This window comes from Bacillus sp. RC240, from assembly GCF_044907945.1.
Classification (GTDB): Bacteria; Bacillota; Bacilli; order Bacillales; family Bacillaceae_G; genus Bacillus_A; species Bacillus_A mycoides.
In genome coordinates, this window is record NZ_JBIYCT010000002.1 from 422195 (window position 1) to 439662 (window position 17468).

General features: G+C 35.5%; 20 protein-coding genes. 4 read left to right on the forward strand and 16 right to left on the reverse strand.

Features of this window, described 5'->3' with window-relative positions:
- Nucleotides 1-25 precede the first annotated feature (25 nt).
- From ABH955_RS10190 to comGA, 9 genes are all read right to left on the reverse strand, one after another.
- Nucleotides 26-523, reverse strand: coding sequence for a shikimate kinase (locus ABH955_RS10190; RefSeq protein WP_002138327.1), 498 nt, complete (start codon nt 521-523; stop codon nt 26-28).
- 120 nt (nt 524-643) lie between these two features.
- Complete coding sequence (locus tag ABH955_RS10195; RefSeq protein WP_404454020.1) at nt 644-1294, reverse strand: 2OG-Fe(II) oxygenase; 651 nt, start codon at nt 1292-1294, stop codon at nt 644-646.
- A gap of 174 nt (nt 1295-1468) precedes the next feature.
- The gene (gene comGG, locus ABH955_RS10200) at nt 1469-1840 is read right to left on the reverse strand and encodes a competence type IV pilus minor pilin ComGG (RefSeq protein ID WP_002167676.1); all 372 of its coding nucleotides are present in this window, start codon (nt 1838-1840) and stop codon (nt 1469-1471) included.
- The gene (gene comGF / locus ABH955_RS10205; protein ID WP_269480965.1) at nt 1837-2298 is read right to left on the reverse strand and encodes a competence type IV pilus minor pilin ComGF; all 462 of its coding nucleotides are present in this window, start codon (nt 2296-2298) and stop codon (nt 1837-1839) included. The genes comGG and comGF overlap by 4 nt, the downstream gene beginning before the upstream one ends.
- Nucleotides 2282-2578, reverse strand: a complete 297-nt coding sequence (locus ABH955_RS10210) for a hypothetical protein (RefSeq protein ID WP_002088621.1) — start codon at nt 2576-2578, stop codon at nt 2282-2284. Before ABH955_RS10210 ends, comGF begins: the two co-directional genes overlap by 17 nt.
- Entirely contained in the window at nt 2571-3026 is a 456-nt protein-coding gene (gene comGD / locus ABH955_RS10215) for a competence type IV pilus minor pilin ComGD (protein WP_002129089.1), read from the reverse strand. The genes ABH955_RS10210 and comGD overlap by 8 nt, the downstream gene beginning before the upstream one ends.
- A complete protein-coding gene (gene comGC / locus ABH955_RS10220) occupies nt 3023-3322 on the reverse strand; it encodes a competence type IV pilus major pilin ComGC (RefSeq protein WP_002088623.1) in 300 nt (99 codons plus the stop codon). The genes comGD and comGC overlap by 4 nt, the downstream gene beginning before the upstream one ends.
- Before the next feature lie 11 nt (nt 3323-3333).
- On the reverse strand, nt 3334-4371 hold the full coding sequence (gene comGB / locus ABH955_RS10225) for a competence type IV pilus assembly protein ComGB (RefSeq protein ID WP_016096112.1): 1038 nt from the start codon (nt 4369-4371) through the stop codon (nt 3334-3336).
- Nucleotides 4358-5401, reverse strand: a complete 1044-nt coding sequence (gene comGA, locus ABH955_RS10230; protein ID WP_404491088.1) for a competence type IV pilus ATPase ComGA — start codon at nt 5399-5401, stop codon at nt 4358-4360. The genes comGB and comGA overlap by 14 nt, the downstream gene beginning before the upstream one ends.
- A gap of 205 nt (nt 5402-5606) precedes the next feature.
- Here comGA and ABH955_RS10235 point away from each other — a divergent pair, with 205 nt between their 5' ends.
- The 3 genes from ABH955_RS10235 (at nt 5607) to ABH955_RS10245 (ending at nt 8328) form a co-directional block, all read left to right on the forward strand.
- A complete protein-coding gene (locus tag ABH955_RS10235; protein WP_002014995.1) occupies nt 5607-6302 on the forward strand; it encodes a helix-turn-helix transcriptional regulator in 696 nt (231 codons plus the stop codon).
- Between the two features lie 281 nt (nt 6303-6583).
- Nucleotides 6584-6826, forward strand: coding sequence for a DUF2626 domain-containing protein (locus ABH955_RS10240; protein WP_002015110.1), 243 nt, complete (start codon nt 6584-6586; stop codon nt 6824-6826).
- Nucleotides 6827-6933: 107 nt separating this feature from the next.
- A complete protein-coding gene (locus ABH955_RS10245; protein ID WP_404454024.1) occupies nt 6934-8328 on the forward strand; it encodes an L-cystine transporter in 1395 nt (464 codons plus the stop codon).
- 400 nt (nt 8329-8728) lie between these two features.
- Here the strand turns inward: ABH955_RS10245 and ABH955_RS10250 are convergent, their stop codons facing one another.
- Entirely contained in the window at nt 8729-8944 is a 216-nt protein-coding gene (locus ABH955_RS10250) for a DUF3912 family protein (protein WP_219303540.1), read from the reverse strand.
- 252 nt (nt 8945-9196) lie between these two features.
- On the opposite strand from ABH955_RS10250, the gene ABH955_RS10255 reads away from it, so the two are divergent.
- Nucleotides 9197-9508, forward strand: a complete 312-nt coding sequence (locus tag ABH955_RS10255; protein ID WP_002129099.1) for a hypothetical protein — start codon at nt 9197-9199, stop codon at nt 9506-9508.
- A 35-nt stretch (nt 9509-9543) separates the two neighbouring features.
- Here ABH955_RS10255 and ABH955_RS10260 read toward each other — a convergent pair whose 3' ends face one another.
- The 6 genes from ABH955_RS10260 to ABH955_RS10285 all read right to left on the reverse strand — a co-directional run bounded on the left by ABH955_RS10260 (nt 9544) and on the right by ABH955_RS10285 (nt 17409).
- Nucleotides 9544-10032 (reverse strand): hypothetical protein, encoded by a 489-nt coding sequence (locus ABH955_RS10260; RefSeq protein ID WP_002015119.1) that lies wholly within the window; start codon nt 10030-10032, stop codon nt 9544-9546.
- A gap of 108 nt (nt 10033-10140) precedes the next feature.
- Nucleotides 10141-10518: a nucleoside 2-deoxyribosyltransferase gene (locus tag ABH955_RS10265; protein ID WP_002034029.1), complete on the reverse strand. Its 378-nt coding sequence runs from the start codon at nt 10516-10518 to the stop codon at nt 10141-10143.
- A gap of 97 nt (nt 10519-10615) precedes the next feature.
- Entirely contained in the window at nt 10616-10858 is a 243-nt protein-coding gene (locus ABH955_RS10270; protein WP_085960924.1) for a DUF3966 domain-containing protein, read from the reverse strand.
- A 243-nt stretch (nt 10859-11101) separates the two neighbouring features.
- On the reverse strand, nt 11102-12160 hold the full coding sequence (locus ABH955_RS10275; protein WP_002067149.1) for an undecaprenyldiphospho-muramoylpentapeptide beta-N-acetylglucosaminyltransferase: 1059 nt from the start codon (nt 12158-12160) through the stop codon (nt 11102-11104).
- Nucleotides 12161-12178: 18 nt separating this feature from the next.
- Nucleotides 12179-15577 (reverse strand): methionine synthase, encoded by a 3399-nt coding sequence (gene metH / locus ABH955_RS10280; RefSeq protein WP_404491090.1) that lies wholly within the window; start codon nt 15575-15577, stop codon nt 12179-12181.
- On the reverse strand, nt 15577-17409 hold the full coding sequence (locus ABH955_RS10285; RefSeq protein WP_404491092.1) for a bifunctional homocysteine S-methyltransferase/methylenetetrahydrofolate reductase: 1833 nt from the start codon (nt 17407-17409) through the stop codon (nt 15577-15579). The genes metH and ABH955_RS10285 overlap by 1 nt, the downstream gene beginning before the upstream one ends.
- Nucleotides 17410-17468 lie beyond the last annotated feature (59 nt).

Sequence of the window (17468 nt, forward strand, 5' to 3'; positions counted from 1 at the left end):
CTACTTGATTAGTATGTCCACTTTTTTATTCATTAATCTTTTGCTTTAATTCATTCATAATTTGCTTTACCGACTTATTTGTCGTATCGATATGAATATCAGCCTCTTCATAATACGCTCGGCGCGATTCAAATTTCGTTATAAATGCATCTATATCTTTCTTCTGAAATAGTGGACGTGTCGTATCTTCACGAAGCCTTTCTGCAATTACATGTGGATCGCAATATAAATACACAACAGTTCCATTTTCCTTCATCCACTTTCGATTTTCCTCTCGTTCAATAATCCCTCCACCAGTTGTCATAATTACATTCTGAACCGGTAGTGAACGTAACATTTCACTTTCATATTCACGAAAAGCCATTTCGCCTTCTTCTGCAAAAATATACCGAATCGCCTTCTCTTTCTGCTCTTCGATTTTTTGATCTGTATCTACAACTTCCATATGGAGTTCTTTACTTAACGCTTTTCCAATTGTTGTTTTCCCGACTCCCATATAGCCGGTTATGTATATAGATTTCATTTTCGTTCCTCTCAATCATCCGTTATTATTTGTTATTATAACGAAAGATGTTACTTTATTTAATAAAAAAACGTTTTGTTCTTCTTGTAAAATGAAGAACAAAACGTAACATACTCGCTTTTACTTATAAGTACCTCTTCTCACCCACTGCGTTGCAATCCATTTCTCACCTTTCGTTACAGGTGCTCCTCCATGTAACGTAAGCTCATTTAGTGATTGATCTTGATAAAAGTACTCAAAGTATACTGCCATTCCCTTTCTAGGGTGTACAGAAAGATTTAATTTCGGAAAGAATGTTTCTCCGCCTTCTTCTACATCATTTAAGTACATCACAAGAGTACTTATACGATTATTAGCAGCTGATCTACTATGTTCCGCAAAATAATCATAGTGCGCTTTATATTCTTGATCTACTTCATAATTTAAAATGTGCAATCCTTCTCCATGCGCTACAGGAACATTCGTGATAGATGAAATTCGTTTTTCAATCTTCGAAGTTAGTTCATTCTCTTCCAAAAATGCACCACTACTCGTTCGAATATCATTTACATCACGTGATGAACCAACTTTAGAACGTTTCATCTTACTTTTAGACAATTCAATTAATTCACCACACTCTTCATCACTTAATACATTTGCTAATACGACAATAAGAGGTTCTTCGAATTTTGAAATAATTTGTATTTCCCTATCCTCTGTCATAATCGTATTTCCTTTATGATCAAAAATAGTTTGTTCCTTATTTTCACCTATTTGATTGTTATTTGTCATTTCCTTATCTCCCTAGAAAAAAATGATTGGATAGCATGAATATATCATATTCTTTCTACCTTTCTCTTTTTTGAGAAAATTTAAACTTTTGACCATTATTCTTATCCCTTTCCTCAAAGAAATTGACTCCCTCCACAATAGAAACTCATGGTTCTTCTCCATATATTTTACATATTATCCTTCTACCCAATCAAATATTTTATTATCCTTTTCCCTATACCGAAAGCTCACTGTATAGAAAACTCTCTGTTTTGTAACACATTGCAACGAAATGATAATAACATCATTTTCAAAGACGTACTTTCCACTCACTTCTCCTCTTTCATACTGAAATAAAAAAACATCCTCTTTTTCTTTTTGCTGTAACTCTCTTTTTATATCTGAAATAGCGCGATCAACAAGTTCCTCCATGAAAAAACTTTGTTCTATTTCAGAATAAAATTTTTTATCCGAAAGTAACATATTCGTTTCGTACATCAAAAAAGAAATGAATAAAATAAGAAAAATAATTGTTCCTGGCATTGCAAATCCATCTTGTTTTCTCATGTTTCTATCTCAATTTCACTATAGCGCACAGCCACGCCTTCATATATTTCACCACTTATATCTTTCACATATATATATAACAAATGAGGTGTTAATTTATACGAAATCGCTTCAATCCTTTGTAATATAAATTCCCTTCCGCGCATATTTACTTTTCTTATTAAATTACTATTCGACTTTTCATACGTCACCTGATCACCATTACGAAGTTGGAGGCGTAAAATATTCCCACCGTTTTCTAGCTCTATCTTCCTCCCACTTGATACTTCACGAAACTCTAATTGCATTTGTCCTAAAAATACATCCCACTCCCAGTCATTTAATCCTTTTGAATGTGTATTTTCTATCCCCATAATATGAAGACGCGGTAAAAGTAAAAAGAACATTGATAAAAGCAACAAACATGCAATCATTTCTATTAATGTAAATCCCGCTTCTTTTTTATTTTTCCTTTGCATAAAGGCATTGCTCCATCGCTTTTCCTCTCATATCTTTCCACATCGTACAAACTTCATCTCCTCTCCAATATGTGTAATATACAATTCCTTTTATGACTTGCTCTTTTACTCGCTTTTCCTCATTCTCATACTTAAATAAGGCCGCTTCTTTTTTTAATAATATTAATGCTTTATAGCTCATTTTTATATTTTTTCTTTCTTGCATAATTAATAATGTTTGCGGGAGCAATAACGATGCCGCCATCATTATTAAACTTAACGCTACAACCATTTCAACCATTACTGATCCTTTTTGACACTTCACGATACGTAAATCTCCCTCTTCCAAGCTGAAATACAATCTCATATTTATACCCTCGATAGGAAAGTAAAATGGTACCACCCCTATTAATATTCCCGCTCGGATTATATGTCATTGGATTTGGAAAGGTATGCAAATCCATTTGGACATCTTTATCATATTCTCTCTTAACAATTAAAAGGTCTGTCTCCGATTCCGAAATATAATACATCTGTTTCCCTTTAAACCAGCGTAACGTATAATGTTGTTGACGCTTAATCGCCAACTGCTGCATATACAAAATATCATTTGAAAACTGTTTCAAAAACTGCTCAACTTTTTGTTTTTCATGTAATGAAGTAACGTTAAAATGCGTAACAACACTCAGTACAGAAATAGCAAATAAGACAAGTAGCATTTCTAAAAGAGTAAAACCTTTTTGCTTCACGATTTCCCAGCTGATACCGTACCATCATCGGAAATATGGATTGGTTCACCTTTCGGGCAAGTTTTTGAAGTAATATACTTTCCTGTTTCAAGTTCCTCTATTGATGGAATCTTATTATGTTGCAAGTGATATGCTTGTATTTGTGCTTCTATAGATTTCACATAGGCTGCACATCCTTTTCCTTGGACGGATGAGCGCTGTGTAACTACATTTGGAATAATTAATAGTAATAATACAGTTATGACAACCATAACTAATAACATTTCTAAAAGAGTAAAACCCTCCTCATTCTGCATGTAAATGCCCCCTATATAGAATTCATCATTTGAAACATCGGCATAATCATCGCTAAGTACATCAAAATGACTATAACCCCAAGACATGTAAATAAAATGGGTTGAATCACAAATAACATACGTTTAATTTTTTGTTCTACCTTTTCAATAATGAGCTCACTGTAATCACCAAGCTCATTTGCTAAATTACCGTTTGCTTGTCCATGCGTAATGATATAAGAAAGTTCTTTCTCGTAATAACCGCTTTTATCAATAATAGATTGTAACGGTTCTCCTGCAATTAATTGCCGCTCAATTCGGTCTGCTTCATACTGAAAGAACGGATGATACTTTTGCTTCATCATTATTGTTAATGCTTCGTGTACCGACAATCCACCGTGTAATAAACCACTTAATTGAGTGGAAAAATAATGCGAATGATTTAAAATAAGAAATGTTTTCATAAGGGGAATACGGATCATAATCTTTACCTTTTGAGTAGGCGGAAGTTTTCGGAAATAAAATATATATAAACTAAATCCCGTTATAACGATAAGAACAATCATATAAATGAAGTAGGGTAATAATTTAATTGCAACTAAAATTTGCTCCGTAAGTGGTGGTGCTGTAGAACGTAAAGAACTATACATCATTTCAAACTGAGGCAATAAAATGAGGTTAAAAACAGAAAGCATAATCATTAAAAAAAATGATAAAAACATAGGATATCGCATTACTTTCATCATATCTTTCCTATATTTATCTTTCTTGTAAAGAAGTACGCTCCCTTGTTGCAAAGCAAAAGAAATGTCACCATGTCGCTCTGCATAAAACAAATAACTTAACATCTCAGAGTGAAACATTAATTGGTGAAAAGAAGCGTGCAAACTTTGTCCATTTTTCAATCCCTCGATCATACGCTGTAACTGTAATTTCTTCCCTAATGGTAGTTGCAACTGCAAAAATTCTAACGCCTGCAAAAGTGAGTAACCTTTCTCTAATAAATCACTTAATCTTTTACATAATAATGCTTGATCACTTAAACTCCATTTTCTCTTAAACATATACATCTTCTTCTAAAAAGCCTAAAGCATACCCTTTTCGAACCGACGATTCCAACGTTTTATAGTGATACGTAACATGTTCTCCACTTGCTTCTTTAATCGCTTGTTTTAATTCATATCCATATAACAGTTCATAAATGCTTGCCTGTCTCACTTTCCTCATTGATTTACATAAAGTTGCACACTTCCCTCTGCAAAATGGACATTTTAATTCGACGAGCCGCTGAGCAGCTACTGCTAATAATGATTGTTCAATTTCTTGCCTTGTAATACCATAATCCATAAATCGCAGTATCGCTCCTTTCGCATCATTTGTATGCAAGGTTGTCATTACTAAATGTCCCGTCAAACTGGCCCTTACAGCTACTTTTGCTGTTTCTTCATCACGAATTTCGCCAACTAAAATAATATCTGGATCATGACGCAAAATAGCCTTTAATCCTGTTTTATATGTGATACCAGCTTTTTCATTTATTTGAATTTGTAATAAACCGTCTTTTCTTTGCTCAACTGGATCTTCTAGTGTAATGATGCGACGTGTTTGCCATTTTCTAGCTACTTCTAATAACGCATACATTGTTGTTGTTTTTCCAGAACCAGTCGGCCCAGTAAATACGAGTAACCCATGCGAATGCTTTAAAAAAGAGAGTAATTTTTCCGCTGAACTTGGAAATAACGAAAGGTGAGACAACGGCTGTACAGATGCTTGTAAATGGAGGCGAATAACGAGACTTTCTTGATATACTGTTGGAAGTGTTGAAAGGCGTAAATACACTTCTTGTCCATCAATTTGTAAGTACAACGAACCATTTTGAGGTTTTCTCCTCTCTCCTATATCCATTGATGCTAAAAATTTAAAGTGTGAAACAAGCTTTTCTCCAAATTCCTTTCCAATACACCGTTTCGTAATTAAATCTTTCCCTATACGTAATTGAATCGCCACATCCTTTTGCCTGGGCACAATATGTAAGTCTGATGCTTGCACCCCACAAGCTTCTTTCATAATCATATTTGCAAAAAGCTCGACACTATTCATCAAGTTTCCCTCCTCACTATGTATATATCATGAAAAAATGCTCAAGAAAAATTAGAGATTTTGTATTTCCACTAAGATAAAAAGGAAAAATATGTTTGTGAAATTATGAACAATTTCTGAACTATTGTCTGAAATTACCTATATAGAAGTTTATCTGTATTATAATGTTAATATCTTGGATAAAGTGATAAAGGTGGAGATCCTCATGGAACAAGCTTTAAAAATTACAGGTGTGTTATCTGACCCTACTCGTTATTACATTTATAAATATATTTCGCAAAAGCATAATTACGTAACTGTACAAGAAATTGCAGATGAGTTTAACATTCATCCAAACGTAGCGCGTTTACATTTATCTAAATTAGAAGATGTTAATATGCTCAAATCAGAAACAAAAAAAACTGGGAAAGGCGGCAGACCAAGCAGACTATACGTCTTGTCTCAAGATGTCATCCAGTTACAATTCCCATTTCGCGATTATCAATTATTAGCACAGATAGCATTTAATTCACTGCTAAGCTTAGGTAGTGCTGGTGAAAAAGCGCTATATGAAACAGGGAAACAATTCGGCAAAGAATTAATGCAACAACATATGCATCGCTTAAATGTAAGTGCAGAAGCATTGACGATAGAACAAAAAATGCTAATCGCAAAAGAAGCATTCTCAACAGCTGGCTTATCCCCTGCTTTTGAATTAAGTACAGATGGCACAAAAATTTTCTATGATGTACACAATTGCCCATTTAAAGAAGTTGCTGCGCATCATCCGACTGAAATTTGTAATATGCACGGAGATATGATGAAGGGGATTTTTGAAATCCTATTCCCGAACGTGGAATTAACACGAAACGATAGTCTACTAGATGGCTGCAAATCTTGTAACTATAAAGTGAAACTTTAATCAGTGGGGAGGTGTTCTTCCCCCACTGATTATTAGCCCGCACCAATCGGGCTTTTACGGGCAGTTATCTCCCACCTAATTTCCTCGCATTTGCCGAATTTTGAGATGGGAGTTTTACTGCCCACAAATAGCGGGATAAAATTCAAATTTAGTTTTTCAACTAAGAAGAAGTCAATATTATAATTGGCTTCTTTTTTATATGAATGAATATTTACAATAGTTAGAAAAATAAACTATAATGAAAAGAGGTTTTACTTTTTTTAGAAAAGGAGGGAGATGGCATGGAGCGCATGTTTCGCGTTCTCGGCTTTTGGACTGGAATTTTCTCGGTTATGTTTTACGTAGGGGATATGCATTCGACCGCACTACTATTTTTAGGACAAACAGGATTCTTCGTACTTTTAAGTTATTTAAAATTAACAGAGCGTATGTATATATACGTATTCGGGGCATATTTAACCGTTTTCTTCATCGGATTTACATGGTACACAACATTTTTACTTGTCCCTGGAGCTGGGCATTAAGAGATGGCAAATTGCCATCTTTTTTTTAATCCCGCAATTCCCTAGTTGACTTATAGGTTTTATTACCTTATATTCTATATAACACATTGGAATTAGGGGGAATTAACATGAATACAATGCTTGTCGGAATTAACATCACAGTCATGCTCATTTTAGTTGGCGTATTGTATTATATGCAACGTAAGCATGTATCTTTTAATAAACGTGTATTTACTGCTTTAGGAGTCGGAATTATATTTGGTCTTATATTACAATTTATTTATGAGCCTACTTCTAAAGTAATTATCGAATCAAATACCTGGTTTAGTTTAATTGGTAACGGTTATGTGAAATTACTTCAAATGATCGTTATGCCACTTATTTTAGTATCTATTATTTCAGCATTTACAAAATTACAATTAACGAAAAACCTTGGTAAAATTAGTGGTCTTATTATCGGAATTTTAATTCTTACTACAGGAATTGCCGCAGCTGTCGGTATCGCAGCAAGCGCAGGATTTGATGTATCAGCGACAGGATTACAACAAGGTGATGCAGAATCTGCTCGTCTGAAATTAGTAGAAGAAAGATTTACTTCTATTGAAAAGACAACAATTCCAGACAAATTGTTAGAACTGTTGCCTACGAATCCTTTTCTTGATTTAACAGGTGCTCGTCCAACATCAACAATTTCTGTTGTAATATTTGCAGCCTTTATCGGGATTGCCTTTATAGGTGTAAAACGAAAATATCCAGAACAAGCAGAGCTATTTAAGAAAATGCTTGATGCTGTATATGCAATCGTAATGCGTATGGTAACATTAATTTTACGTCTTACTCCATACGGCGTATTAGCTCTTATGGCAAAGACAGTTGCTGGTAGCGATATAAATGCTATTTTAAAACTTGGTAACTTCGTGTTAGCGTCTTACGTAGCTCTTATCGTAATGTTTATCATTCACTTATTATTAATCGCACTATCTGGTTTAAATCCAATTCAATATTTGAAAAAAGTGTTCCCTGTATTAACATTTGCATTCACATCTCGCTCTAGTGCTGGTGCAATGCCATTAAATATTGAAGCTCAAAAAGAAAAGCTTGGTATTTCTGAAGGAATCGCTAACTTCGCTGCATCCTTTGGGGTATCTATCGGTCAAAACGGTTGCGCAGGTATTTATCCAGCAATGCTTGCTATGATGGTCGCTCCAACCGTAGGAATCGATCCATTACAACCACAATTTATTTTAACTTTAATCGCTGTCGTTGCTATTAGCTCATTCGGTGTTGCCGGCGTTGGTGGCGGTGCAACATTCGCAGCGTTAATCGTACTATCTACAATGAACTTACCAATCGGCATTGTCGCTCTTGTTATCTCAGTTGAACCATTAATCGATATGGGTCGTACAGCTCTTAACGTAAGTGGTTCGATGACAGCTGGTCTTATTTCTAGTAAATGGCTTGGTGAATTAGATCAGGATACGTACAATCAAGATGATGTAAAAACTGGTGAGATTGCTTCATAATAAAAAAGGACGCTAACAAAAACTGTTAGCGTCCTTTTTTAGTTCTTTTCATCTTCCTCTTTATCTTTTATACATAAGGCATAACATATTGTTTCAAACACTATGTATAAAGCTCTACCGATTACTTCAACCATAGTAAAACACCACCTGTATATTAGAATAGATAATTATAAATAAATTATATATCTTTTCGGACTTTTATAAAAATTACATTTTTGTAAGGTTTTATAAAAACCAATCTTTATACTTCTACTAAAAACTCTTCTAGTTGCTCTTTTAACTCCAATGTAAAATCTCGTTCTTTATACTTCATTTCTATCTCCTTACACATAAAAAAAGAGAATATAATAACATATTCTCTTTTCTCAAATATATTTCATTATCTCACAGCCCGTCCCTTTCACAAATAACCATTTTGCTCGCACCATGTATGAAATTGTCCTACATCTACTCCAACTAACACGATATCCTTTAGCTCTACAGCAATACTTTGTTCCCCAATTACAATAGCAAAATGGGATTCTAATTGTTTTTCATTTTTCTTTACAGTTCCAATTCGGTTCCGATGCGGCCCATCTTTTATATATGCTTTTTGTCCTACAATATCAAAGTTCAAGATTCTCACCTCTTTTACTGCGCTCAAATTGGAAATACAATCTCCACCTCGGAAAATTTCCTTTCATTGCACTATTTCTCTATATATATGACGAAACAATAAAAGAGTCCTTCCTTCTTTACAATTATTTTTTCTTTGTTTCATTTTTATGATTGAAACGTAAAGTTTATAATAAAATACACTTGGAAGCGCTTTCTACGTAATTTTTTATGTTATAATATAAAAGTAGAACTTCGTAAAGAGGGTTAAAAAATGAATACAAACATGATTAACAAAGTAATTGAAGCATTAAAAGTATATGGCTTTCAGGATGTATCATTCTGTGAAGAAACGAAGCAATTTTTATTTCATAACGAAACCGATATTATGAGCGGCTATGCAGAAATAACATATAGTAGTCAATTCGAAAAATTTAACGTACAAATTCATCCAATTGAAACGCATCACCAAGCAGAGTTACAAGAGGTTGAAAGACATATACAAGCTTGCATACGAAAAGTAGAGTATTTAAATGCACTTCTTACTGGACAAACAAAGCTAGATGATAAAATTATTATTATGTAAAAAAAAAGAACGTGAAGCTATCACGTTCTTTTTCATTATACGTTCATTTTCCCCTTCAGCTGTAATCCTGTAACAGATTCTAATACATCCATCGCTTCTTCAAACGTCATATCAAAAATTGTCTTCTCTTCTATATAGGGAAACTGTCTAAAGCGCTTTTCTAACATTTTCACTGCATCCGATGTGAAGTTTGCGCTATCAATGCCAAATTCTGTTTCAAGAAGCACAATCCAATCTAACACATGAAAACCTAATCCATTTACGAATGAAATAAGTTTTTCTTCTGGCTGTGGAGATAAGAATACGTTTCGCTCCAGCTCACTGAAAAGTTCTTCTCCTAAAATTCCTGCTAACTCATCATCATGTTCGCGTTCAATAATCTCTTCATAACCGTAATCATCAACAAGCTCTTCTACTTCTTCACTATCCGCAAAAAGCAATTGACTAAGAATTGCATCTTTCTTAAATTCACTGTTTTGTACAACCTCTAAAAAACTTGTTTCCCATCCATTTTCTAATTTCATATGTATAACTCCTTTATATGCTTTACTTATAATCACTGTGCCCAAAATAGCCTAATGGTAACCTTCACTCTTTTTTTGCAAAAAATATTTCTCGCTACATTCCCACGTCTAACATTCCACTTTATTCAATATATATGAGACAAGCCCCTCAATTTCTCCTTCGAAAATATCAACTTCTCGTAAATGGTAGAATGTCGTTTGCAACTCATTGCCCTTGTGATATATATAAATTTTCTTTTCTAAAGCAATTGCCATCCCTAATTCTGTATGACTTCCATTCCCACCCTCTAGTATGAGTAAGAAAACATCAGCTTCTCGTATCGCTTCTTGTTCTTCTTCACCAATCTTTTGCAATTGTTCTCTATTGGTTGCTCTTTCATTTTTCGTCCAATCATATGTATGCTGCCATCCCACTTCTTTCAACTGGCTTGATACGAAACGAACAAGATGTTTATTTTGAAATCCTGAAGCAATATAAAATTTCATTTATATTCACTCCTTAAATATGTATGGGGAAACTCCTTTTTTAGCGTTAATGGGATTTTTTCAAAAAAAATCCCCATCCTTAGAACTTATTTGCGTTTCAATGATGGGGTGCCTCATGATCTTCTTTTATTTTTTGTTTTTTATAACTTTCATCAGCTAACATTTCTAGTTCAGCTGTTATTTCTGATTTTTCAAGCTCTCGTTCTTGTGAAAATTTCCGTGAAATATAAACAATAACACTACCAACGTACAACACAAAGCATATAATAAGTGCAGTATTTTCATAGAGACTTAGCTCCAACACAGTCACTCCTAATCCATTCGTATTTTCACGCTTAATCAATTGGAATTTCCCTATTAACCATTTGTTACCCCGCATTAACGGGCAGTAAGACCCCCACCTCAAAATTCAACGAAAACAAAGAAGTTAGGTGTGGGATTAACTGCCCGTAAAAGCCCGATTGGTGAGGGCTAATAATCAGTGGGGATGAACCCCCCACTGATTAAAGTTTCACTTTATTGTAACATAAAAATATCAATTCTTGGAATCTTTCATCCTACTAAAAAAGACATGATTGTTTAATCATGCCTCTGAAATATGTTGAATGATAGTTTTAATCGCTTCTTTTCCATTATATTTTTTTAATGCTGTTTTATACGTCTCATTATTATGAGATAGCTCTTCTATATGCTTTATAAGTGAGTTCACCGTTACATCCTCTTCATATAATACCGATGCATACCCTTGTCTTTTAAAGGATTCAGCATTTAAAATTTGATCTCCACGGCTTGCAAATTTCGATAACGGAATTAAAACCATCGGCTTTTGCATTGTTAAAAATTCAAAAATCGCGTTGGATCCCGCACGCGAAATAACAAAATCTGTTGCTGCTAATATATCCGGCAACTCTTCATGTACATATTCAAATTGTCTATATCCTTCTTTATTTTGTAAGGATTCATCAAGATTTCCTTTTCCGCAAAGATGCACAATTTGATAATTTTTCAGAAGATCTGGAAGTGCCGATCGAACCGTTTCATTAATTTTCTTTGCGCCTAAACTTCCTCCCATAACAGTAATAACTGATTTCTTCCGGGAAAACCCTAGAAACTTTAAACCTTTTTCAAGATTTCCTCTTAGTACGTCTTCACGTACAGGCGATCCTGTATATATTACTTTTTCTTTCGGTAAATGTTTCGCTGCTTCTTCAAATGTAACAAATATTTTCGAGGCAAAACGGAGCGCAATTTTATTTGCTAGTCCAGGTGTCATATCAGATTCATGTAATAAAACTGGCACCCTATTTAGCCACCCTCCTATTACGACTGGTACGGATACGAAACCACCTTTTGAAAAAATAACATCCGGTTTTAGTTTACGAATTGTTACGTACGCATCCATAACACCCTTCATCACGAGAAAAGGATCTTTTATATTTTTCAAATCAAAATAACGACGTAGCTTCCCGCTTGCAATACTATGGTATGGGATTCCTTCTTTTTCTATAATCGTTTTCTCAATACCTTGATGAGAACCAATATAAGAGATATCCCAGTTCTGCTTTTGTAAATGTGGAATAATTGCTAAATTAGGTGTTACATGCCCGGCCGAACCGCCACCTGTAAAGACTATTTTTTTCATACGTCTCCCCCTTCTACACTATAGTACACTAAAATACCTTGCCTCAGGGTGAGAAAATACCATAGCCGTTACAGACGCTTCTGGCTCCATCATAAATCCTTCTGTTAATGAAATACCTATTTCTTCTGGATGAATTAAGCGAAATAATTTTTCTTGATCAGCAAGTTCTGGGCATGCTGGATAACCAAATGATACGCGTATTCCTCTATATTTTGTACGGAATCTCTCTTCCATCGTCAGTTCAGGTGAATCTGGAATTCCCCAACGATCACGAATGAGCATATGTGTTTTTTCAGCAAGTCCTTCTGCTAATTCAAGTGCTAACGACTGAATCGCATGACTGCGTAAATAATCTCCCTTCGCCTTCCATTCCTCTGCAATATCTCGAACCCCTTCTCCAACGGTAACAGATAAGAAAGCGACATAATCCATCTCATCTCCAATCGGGCGTATATAATCTCCTAAAGTACGGTATGGTGCTTTCCCTTGTCTCGGAAATTCAAATCGCTCTATAATACGTGTGTAATTTTCCGGATCGTATATAATTATATTTTGTCCATCACTTTGCGCCGGGAAAAATTGATACACCGCTTTTGGGCGTAACCAAGATTGTCCTTCTTGTAATAATTCATCAATTAAATCATTTAGCTCATGTGCTCTTTTATCCCCTTCTTGCAAGAGTTTTTTTACGTTTCCTTTTAACCCAAGATGGTGTCCAATTAACATTTGTCTATTTAAAAACGGTGCAAGATGAAGGGCAGGAATATCCCGTAATACAACTCGTTTCGTCGAATCTGGCACTATAACAGTTGCTTTTGGCAACGGCTCAATAACTGCGGGAATTTCTATTTTTTTCTCCTCTTGTTTCACAATATGAAGATGGCGTTCCTTTTTATCTCGCTTCATCTTTTCACGTTCTTCTTCTTTTTGTAATTTGTTAATAATATCAAGACCTGTCATTGCATCACTTGCATAACATACGAGCCCTTTATAAGATGGAGAAATACGATTATCTGTAAATTTCCTCGTTAGTGCTGCACCACCTACAACAATTGGAATATCAATATTCGCTGCTTTTAAATCTTCAGCAGTCGTTACCATTTGTTGCGCTGATTTTACTAACAAACCCGAAAGGCCAATAATATCAGGTTTCTTTTCTTGTACTTCTTGAACAATTCGATCCGAACGAACATTAATTCCTAAATTAATAATTTCATATCCGTTATTTGATAAAATAATTTCAACAAGGTTTTTCCCAATATCATGTACGTCTCCTTTAACAGTCGCTAATAATACTTTCCCTTTTTTTGCACTCTCACTAGATTCCATATGTGGCTCTAAATAACTTACGGCAGCTTTCATACTTTCAGCACTTTGCAATACTTCAGCAACGATAAGCTCATTACCATTAAATAATCGCCCCACCTCATCCATTCCTGTCATAAGCGGCCCGTTAATAATATCCAGAGGTTTTCGTCCTTCTGTAAGCGCGAGACTTAGATCTTCTTGTAGTCCTTGCTTCGTACCTTCTACAATATAATTTGCCAGTCGTTCATCAAGTGTTAGCGTTTCTTGTATAACGACATCTTTCTTTTTGGCAACACGATAAAAGTTTGTAAATTTTTCTAACGTCTCTTTCGTCGTTTCAAATAATAATGCATCCGCAAGACGTTTTTCTTCCTCTGGAATTAACGCATAGCGTTCTAATTTTTCCGTATTAACAATCGCATAATCTAATCCTGCTTTCGTTGCATGATATAGAAAGACAGAGTTTAATACTTCACGTCCAGCTGGTGGTAAACCAAAAGATATATTACTCACACCTAGAATCGTTAAACATTCTGGTAACGCTTCTTTAATAAGACGAATTCCTTCTATAGTCGCTGCCGCTGAACCTATATATTCTTCATCACCTGTTCCTACAGGAAACACAAGCGCATCAAAAATAATATCAGATGGGCGTATACCATACTTTTTCGTTAGTAATTCATAGCTTCTTTTAGCAATCTCTATCTTTCTTTCTGCACTAACTGCCATACCATCTTCATCAATTGTCCCTACAACTATCGCAGCACCGTATTTCCGAAGAAGGGGTGTCACTTTTTCAAAACGTTCTTCTCCATCCTCTAAATTAATAGAATTGATAACACCTTTTCCTTGAATATAAGTAAGAGCTTTCGCCATAACATTTTCATCTGTTGAATCAATCATAATCGGTACTTTTAACACTTTCGTAACTTCTGCCAAGAATCTTTCCATATCTTCTATTTCATCACGATCAGGGTCTGCCATACAAATATCAATAATATGAGCATTTTTCTTCACTTGCGCTCTTGCCACTTCAGCAGCCTCTTCAAATTTCCCTTCTGCTACTAATCTTTTAAACTTACGCGATCCAATTACATTCGTCCTTTCTCCAACAAATAAAGGCCTCATAGAATCATCGTATTGCAACGCTTCTAGTCCACTAATTCCATGTCCAACCCTTTCATGATGCTCACGAGGATTAATCGAGGCAAGCGCCGATTTCATTACACGTATATGTTCTGGTGTTGTGCCACAACAACCACCAATAATATTAATCCATCCTTCTTCAGCAAAACGTTTTACTTTTTCAGCAAGTGACGCTGGAGATTCGTGATAATGCCCATCTTCATCAGGAAGACCAGCGTTTGGATAACACGAAATATAACACTCCGATAAATCAGATAGGGAACGTATATGTTCCCTCATAAATTCTGGACCAGTAGCACAGTTTAATCCAACCGATAATGGCTTCATATGCTCTACCGATAAATAAAAGGCTTCGATCGTTTGACCCGCTAAAGTCGTTCCCATCGGTTCAATTGTTCCAGAAATCATAATAGGTACTATTTTGTTTAGTTCTTCAAACGCCGATTGAATTCCAATGTACGCAGCTTTCACATTACGCATATCTTGACTCGTTTCAACGAGTAATACATCAACTTCTCCTCTTAATAGTCCTCTCGCTTGCCTTGTATAGGCTTCAATTAACTCTTCAAAAGTCACACCACCTGTAACACTAATCGCTTTCGTCGTTGGTCCCATCGCTCCCGCAACATACACTTCTTTCCCACTTTCTTTAACCGCTTGCTTCGCCAAAAGCGCTGCCCTTTCGTTTAACTCTTCATCTAAATGAGACAATGCATAATCACTTAATACAATATTTGTTGCACCAAACGTATTCGTTTCAATAATATCTGCTCCAGCTTCAATGTAGACTTTATGAATATTTAAAATAACATCCGGTCTTGTTTTTACTAAATATTCATTACAACCTTCGTATTCTTCTCCTCCAAAATCTTCCGCTGTTAAGTCTTCTTGCTGGATCATCGTTCCCATTGCACCATCTAATATTAAAATTTCATGTTGTAATCTCTCTTCTATTCGTTTCATCAATTAATACCTTCTTTCACTTCTTGCTTTTCTCTCACATATTTCACGAGATGTTCTGTAATTTCATATTTTAAAAACGGTGTAATAAGATAAATACCGTTAAAGTATTTCATCGCCGCATCGATCAACTTTTGTGAAATACGAATCCCTTCCTCTATGGCTGCCTCTTTCGTTTCATGTCCATCCATTCTTTGTCTTATCTCTTCAGGGAGAGTAATACCTGGCACTTCAAAATGAAGAAAATCTGCGTTCCGCTTACTTACTAACGGCATAATTCCAATAAAGATAGGTTGTTCCAAATGCTTTGTCGCCTCATATACTTCTTCTATTAAAGCAACATCATATATCGGCTGCGTTAAGAAATATTCAGCACCAGCATCAATTTTTCGTTCCATTCGCTTGACCGCTGCTTTTAAATGCCTTACATGAGGATTGAATGCACCTCCAACAGAAAATCTTGTTGCCGGACCAATTGATTTCCCTAAAATAGAGCGTCCGTCGTTCATCTCTTTAATCATTTTAATGAGCTCTATCGATGACAAATCATATACAGAAGTTGCACCTGGGAAATCACCAACGCGCGCTGGATCACCAGTTAAAGCTAGCACTTCCTCCATACCTAATGCTGATAATCCAAGTAAGTGAGACTGTAGTCCAATGACGTTATGGTCTCTACACGTTAAATGCGTCAATACTGGAATATCATGCTTCGTTAATAATGCACCCATAGCCATATTCGAAACACGAGGAGATGCTAATGAATTATCTGCTAGAGTAATAGCATCCGCTCCAGCCCTTTTCAGTGCTCTTGCCCCTTCAAAAAAACGCTGCGTGTCTAACGTTTTCGGTGGATCTAATTCCACTACAACTGTCGTTTGTTTCTTTGCCTTTTCTGCTAGAGTAACATGAGCTCTCGAACGCTTCTCATGTGTATGGACCACTTTAGGCCTTTGAATCGTCTCCTTTGCTATTACAGGTGCAACATTTGCAATAGCACGTTTCATTCCTTCAATATGTTCCGGGGTAGTACCACAACAACCACCTAATAAACGAATACCTTGTTCAATAAATTTCGGTGTCATTTCTTCAAAATACGCTGGACTTCCCTCATATACGTAACGCCCTTCCACATAATTCGGGAGACCTGCATTCGGATATGCTGATAAATAGCCATTTTGAGGAATCGATATCATTTTGAAAGCTTCCGTCATGTGAAGCGGGCCTAGTTGACAGTTCAACCCAACAACATTGGCACCGTAATCTAAAAGCTGTTTTAATATTTCATTGACATCATTCCCATTTTGAGTCGTACCTGCCTCATGTAACGCTAACTGAGCAACAATCGGAATATTCGTTTGTTTACGCAATACTTTAACCGCATGCAATAATTCAAATTCATCATAAAAAGTTTCTAATAGTAATCCATCAACCTGTTCTTCTAGTAAAGCACCTGCCTGCTCAAGTAACATAAATTCTCGCTCTATATCAGTCGTTGTAACAGCACCAATATGTTTCATACCTCCAATTGTCCCTAAAATTGCATTCCGATCTGTTACTGATGCTTTCGCAATATTCACTGCCGCTTTATTAATTTGGACAACTTGATTTTCTAGACCATACATGCGGAGTTTCGCTTCATTCGCACCATACGTATTCGTTTGAATAACATCCGCTCCAGCAGCTACATATTGTTTATGGATCGATATAATTAAGTCCGGATCAGACAAATTCAATTCTTCAAAACTACTTTGTAAACCATGCGAATGTAATAACGTTCCAACCGCACCATCACCTATTACAATTCCTTTTGATAATAAATCTAGTAATTTCACGAATCTCCCTCATTTCTATCAATATAAAAACCCCCTCTTCACTTTGAAGAGGGGGACAT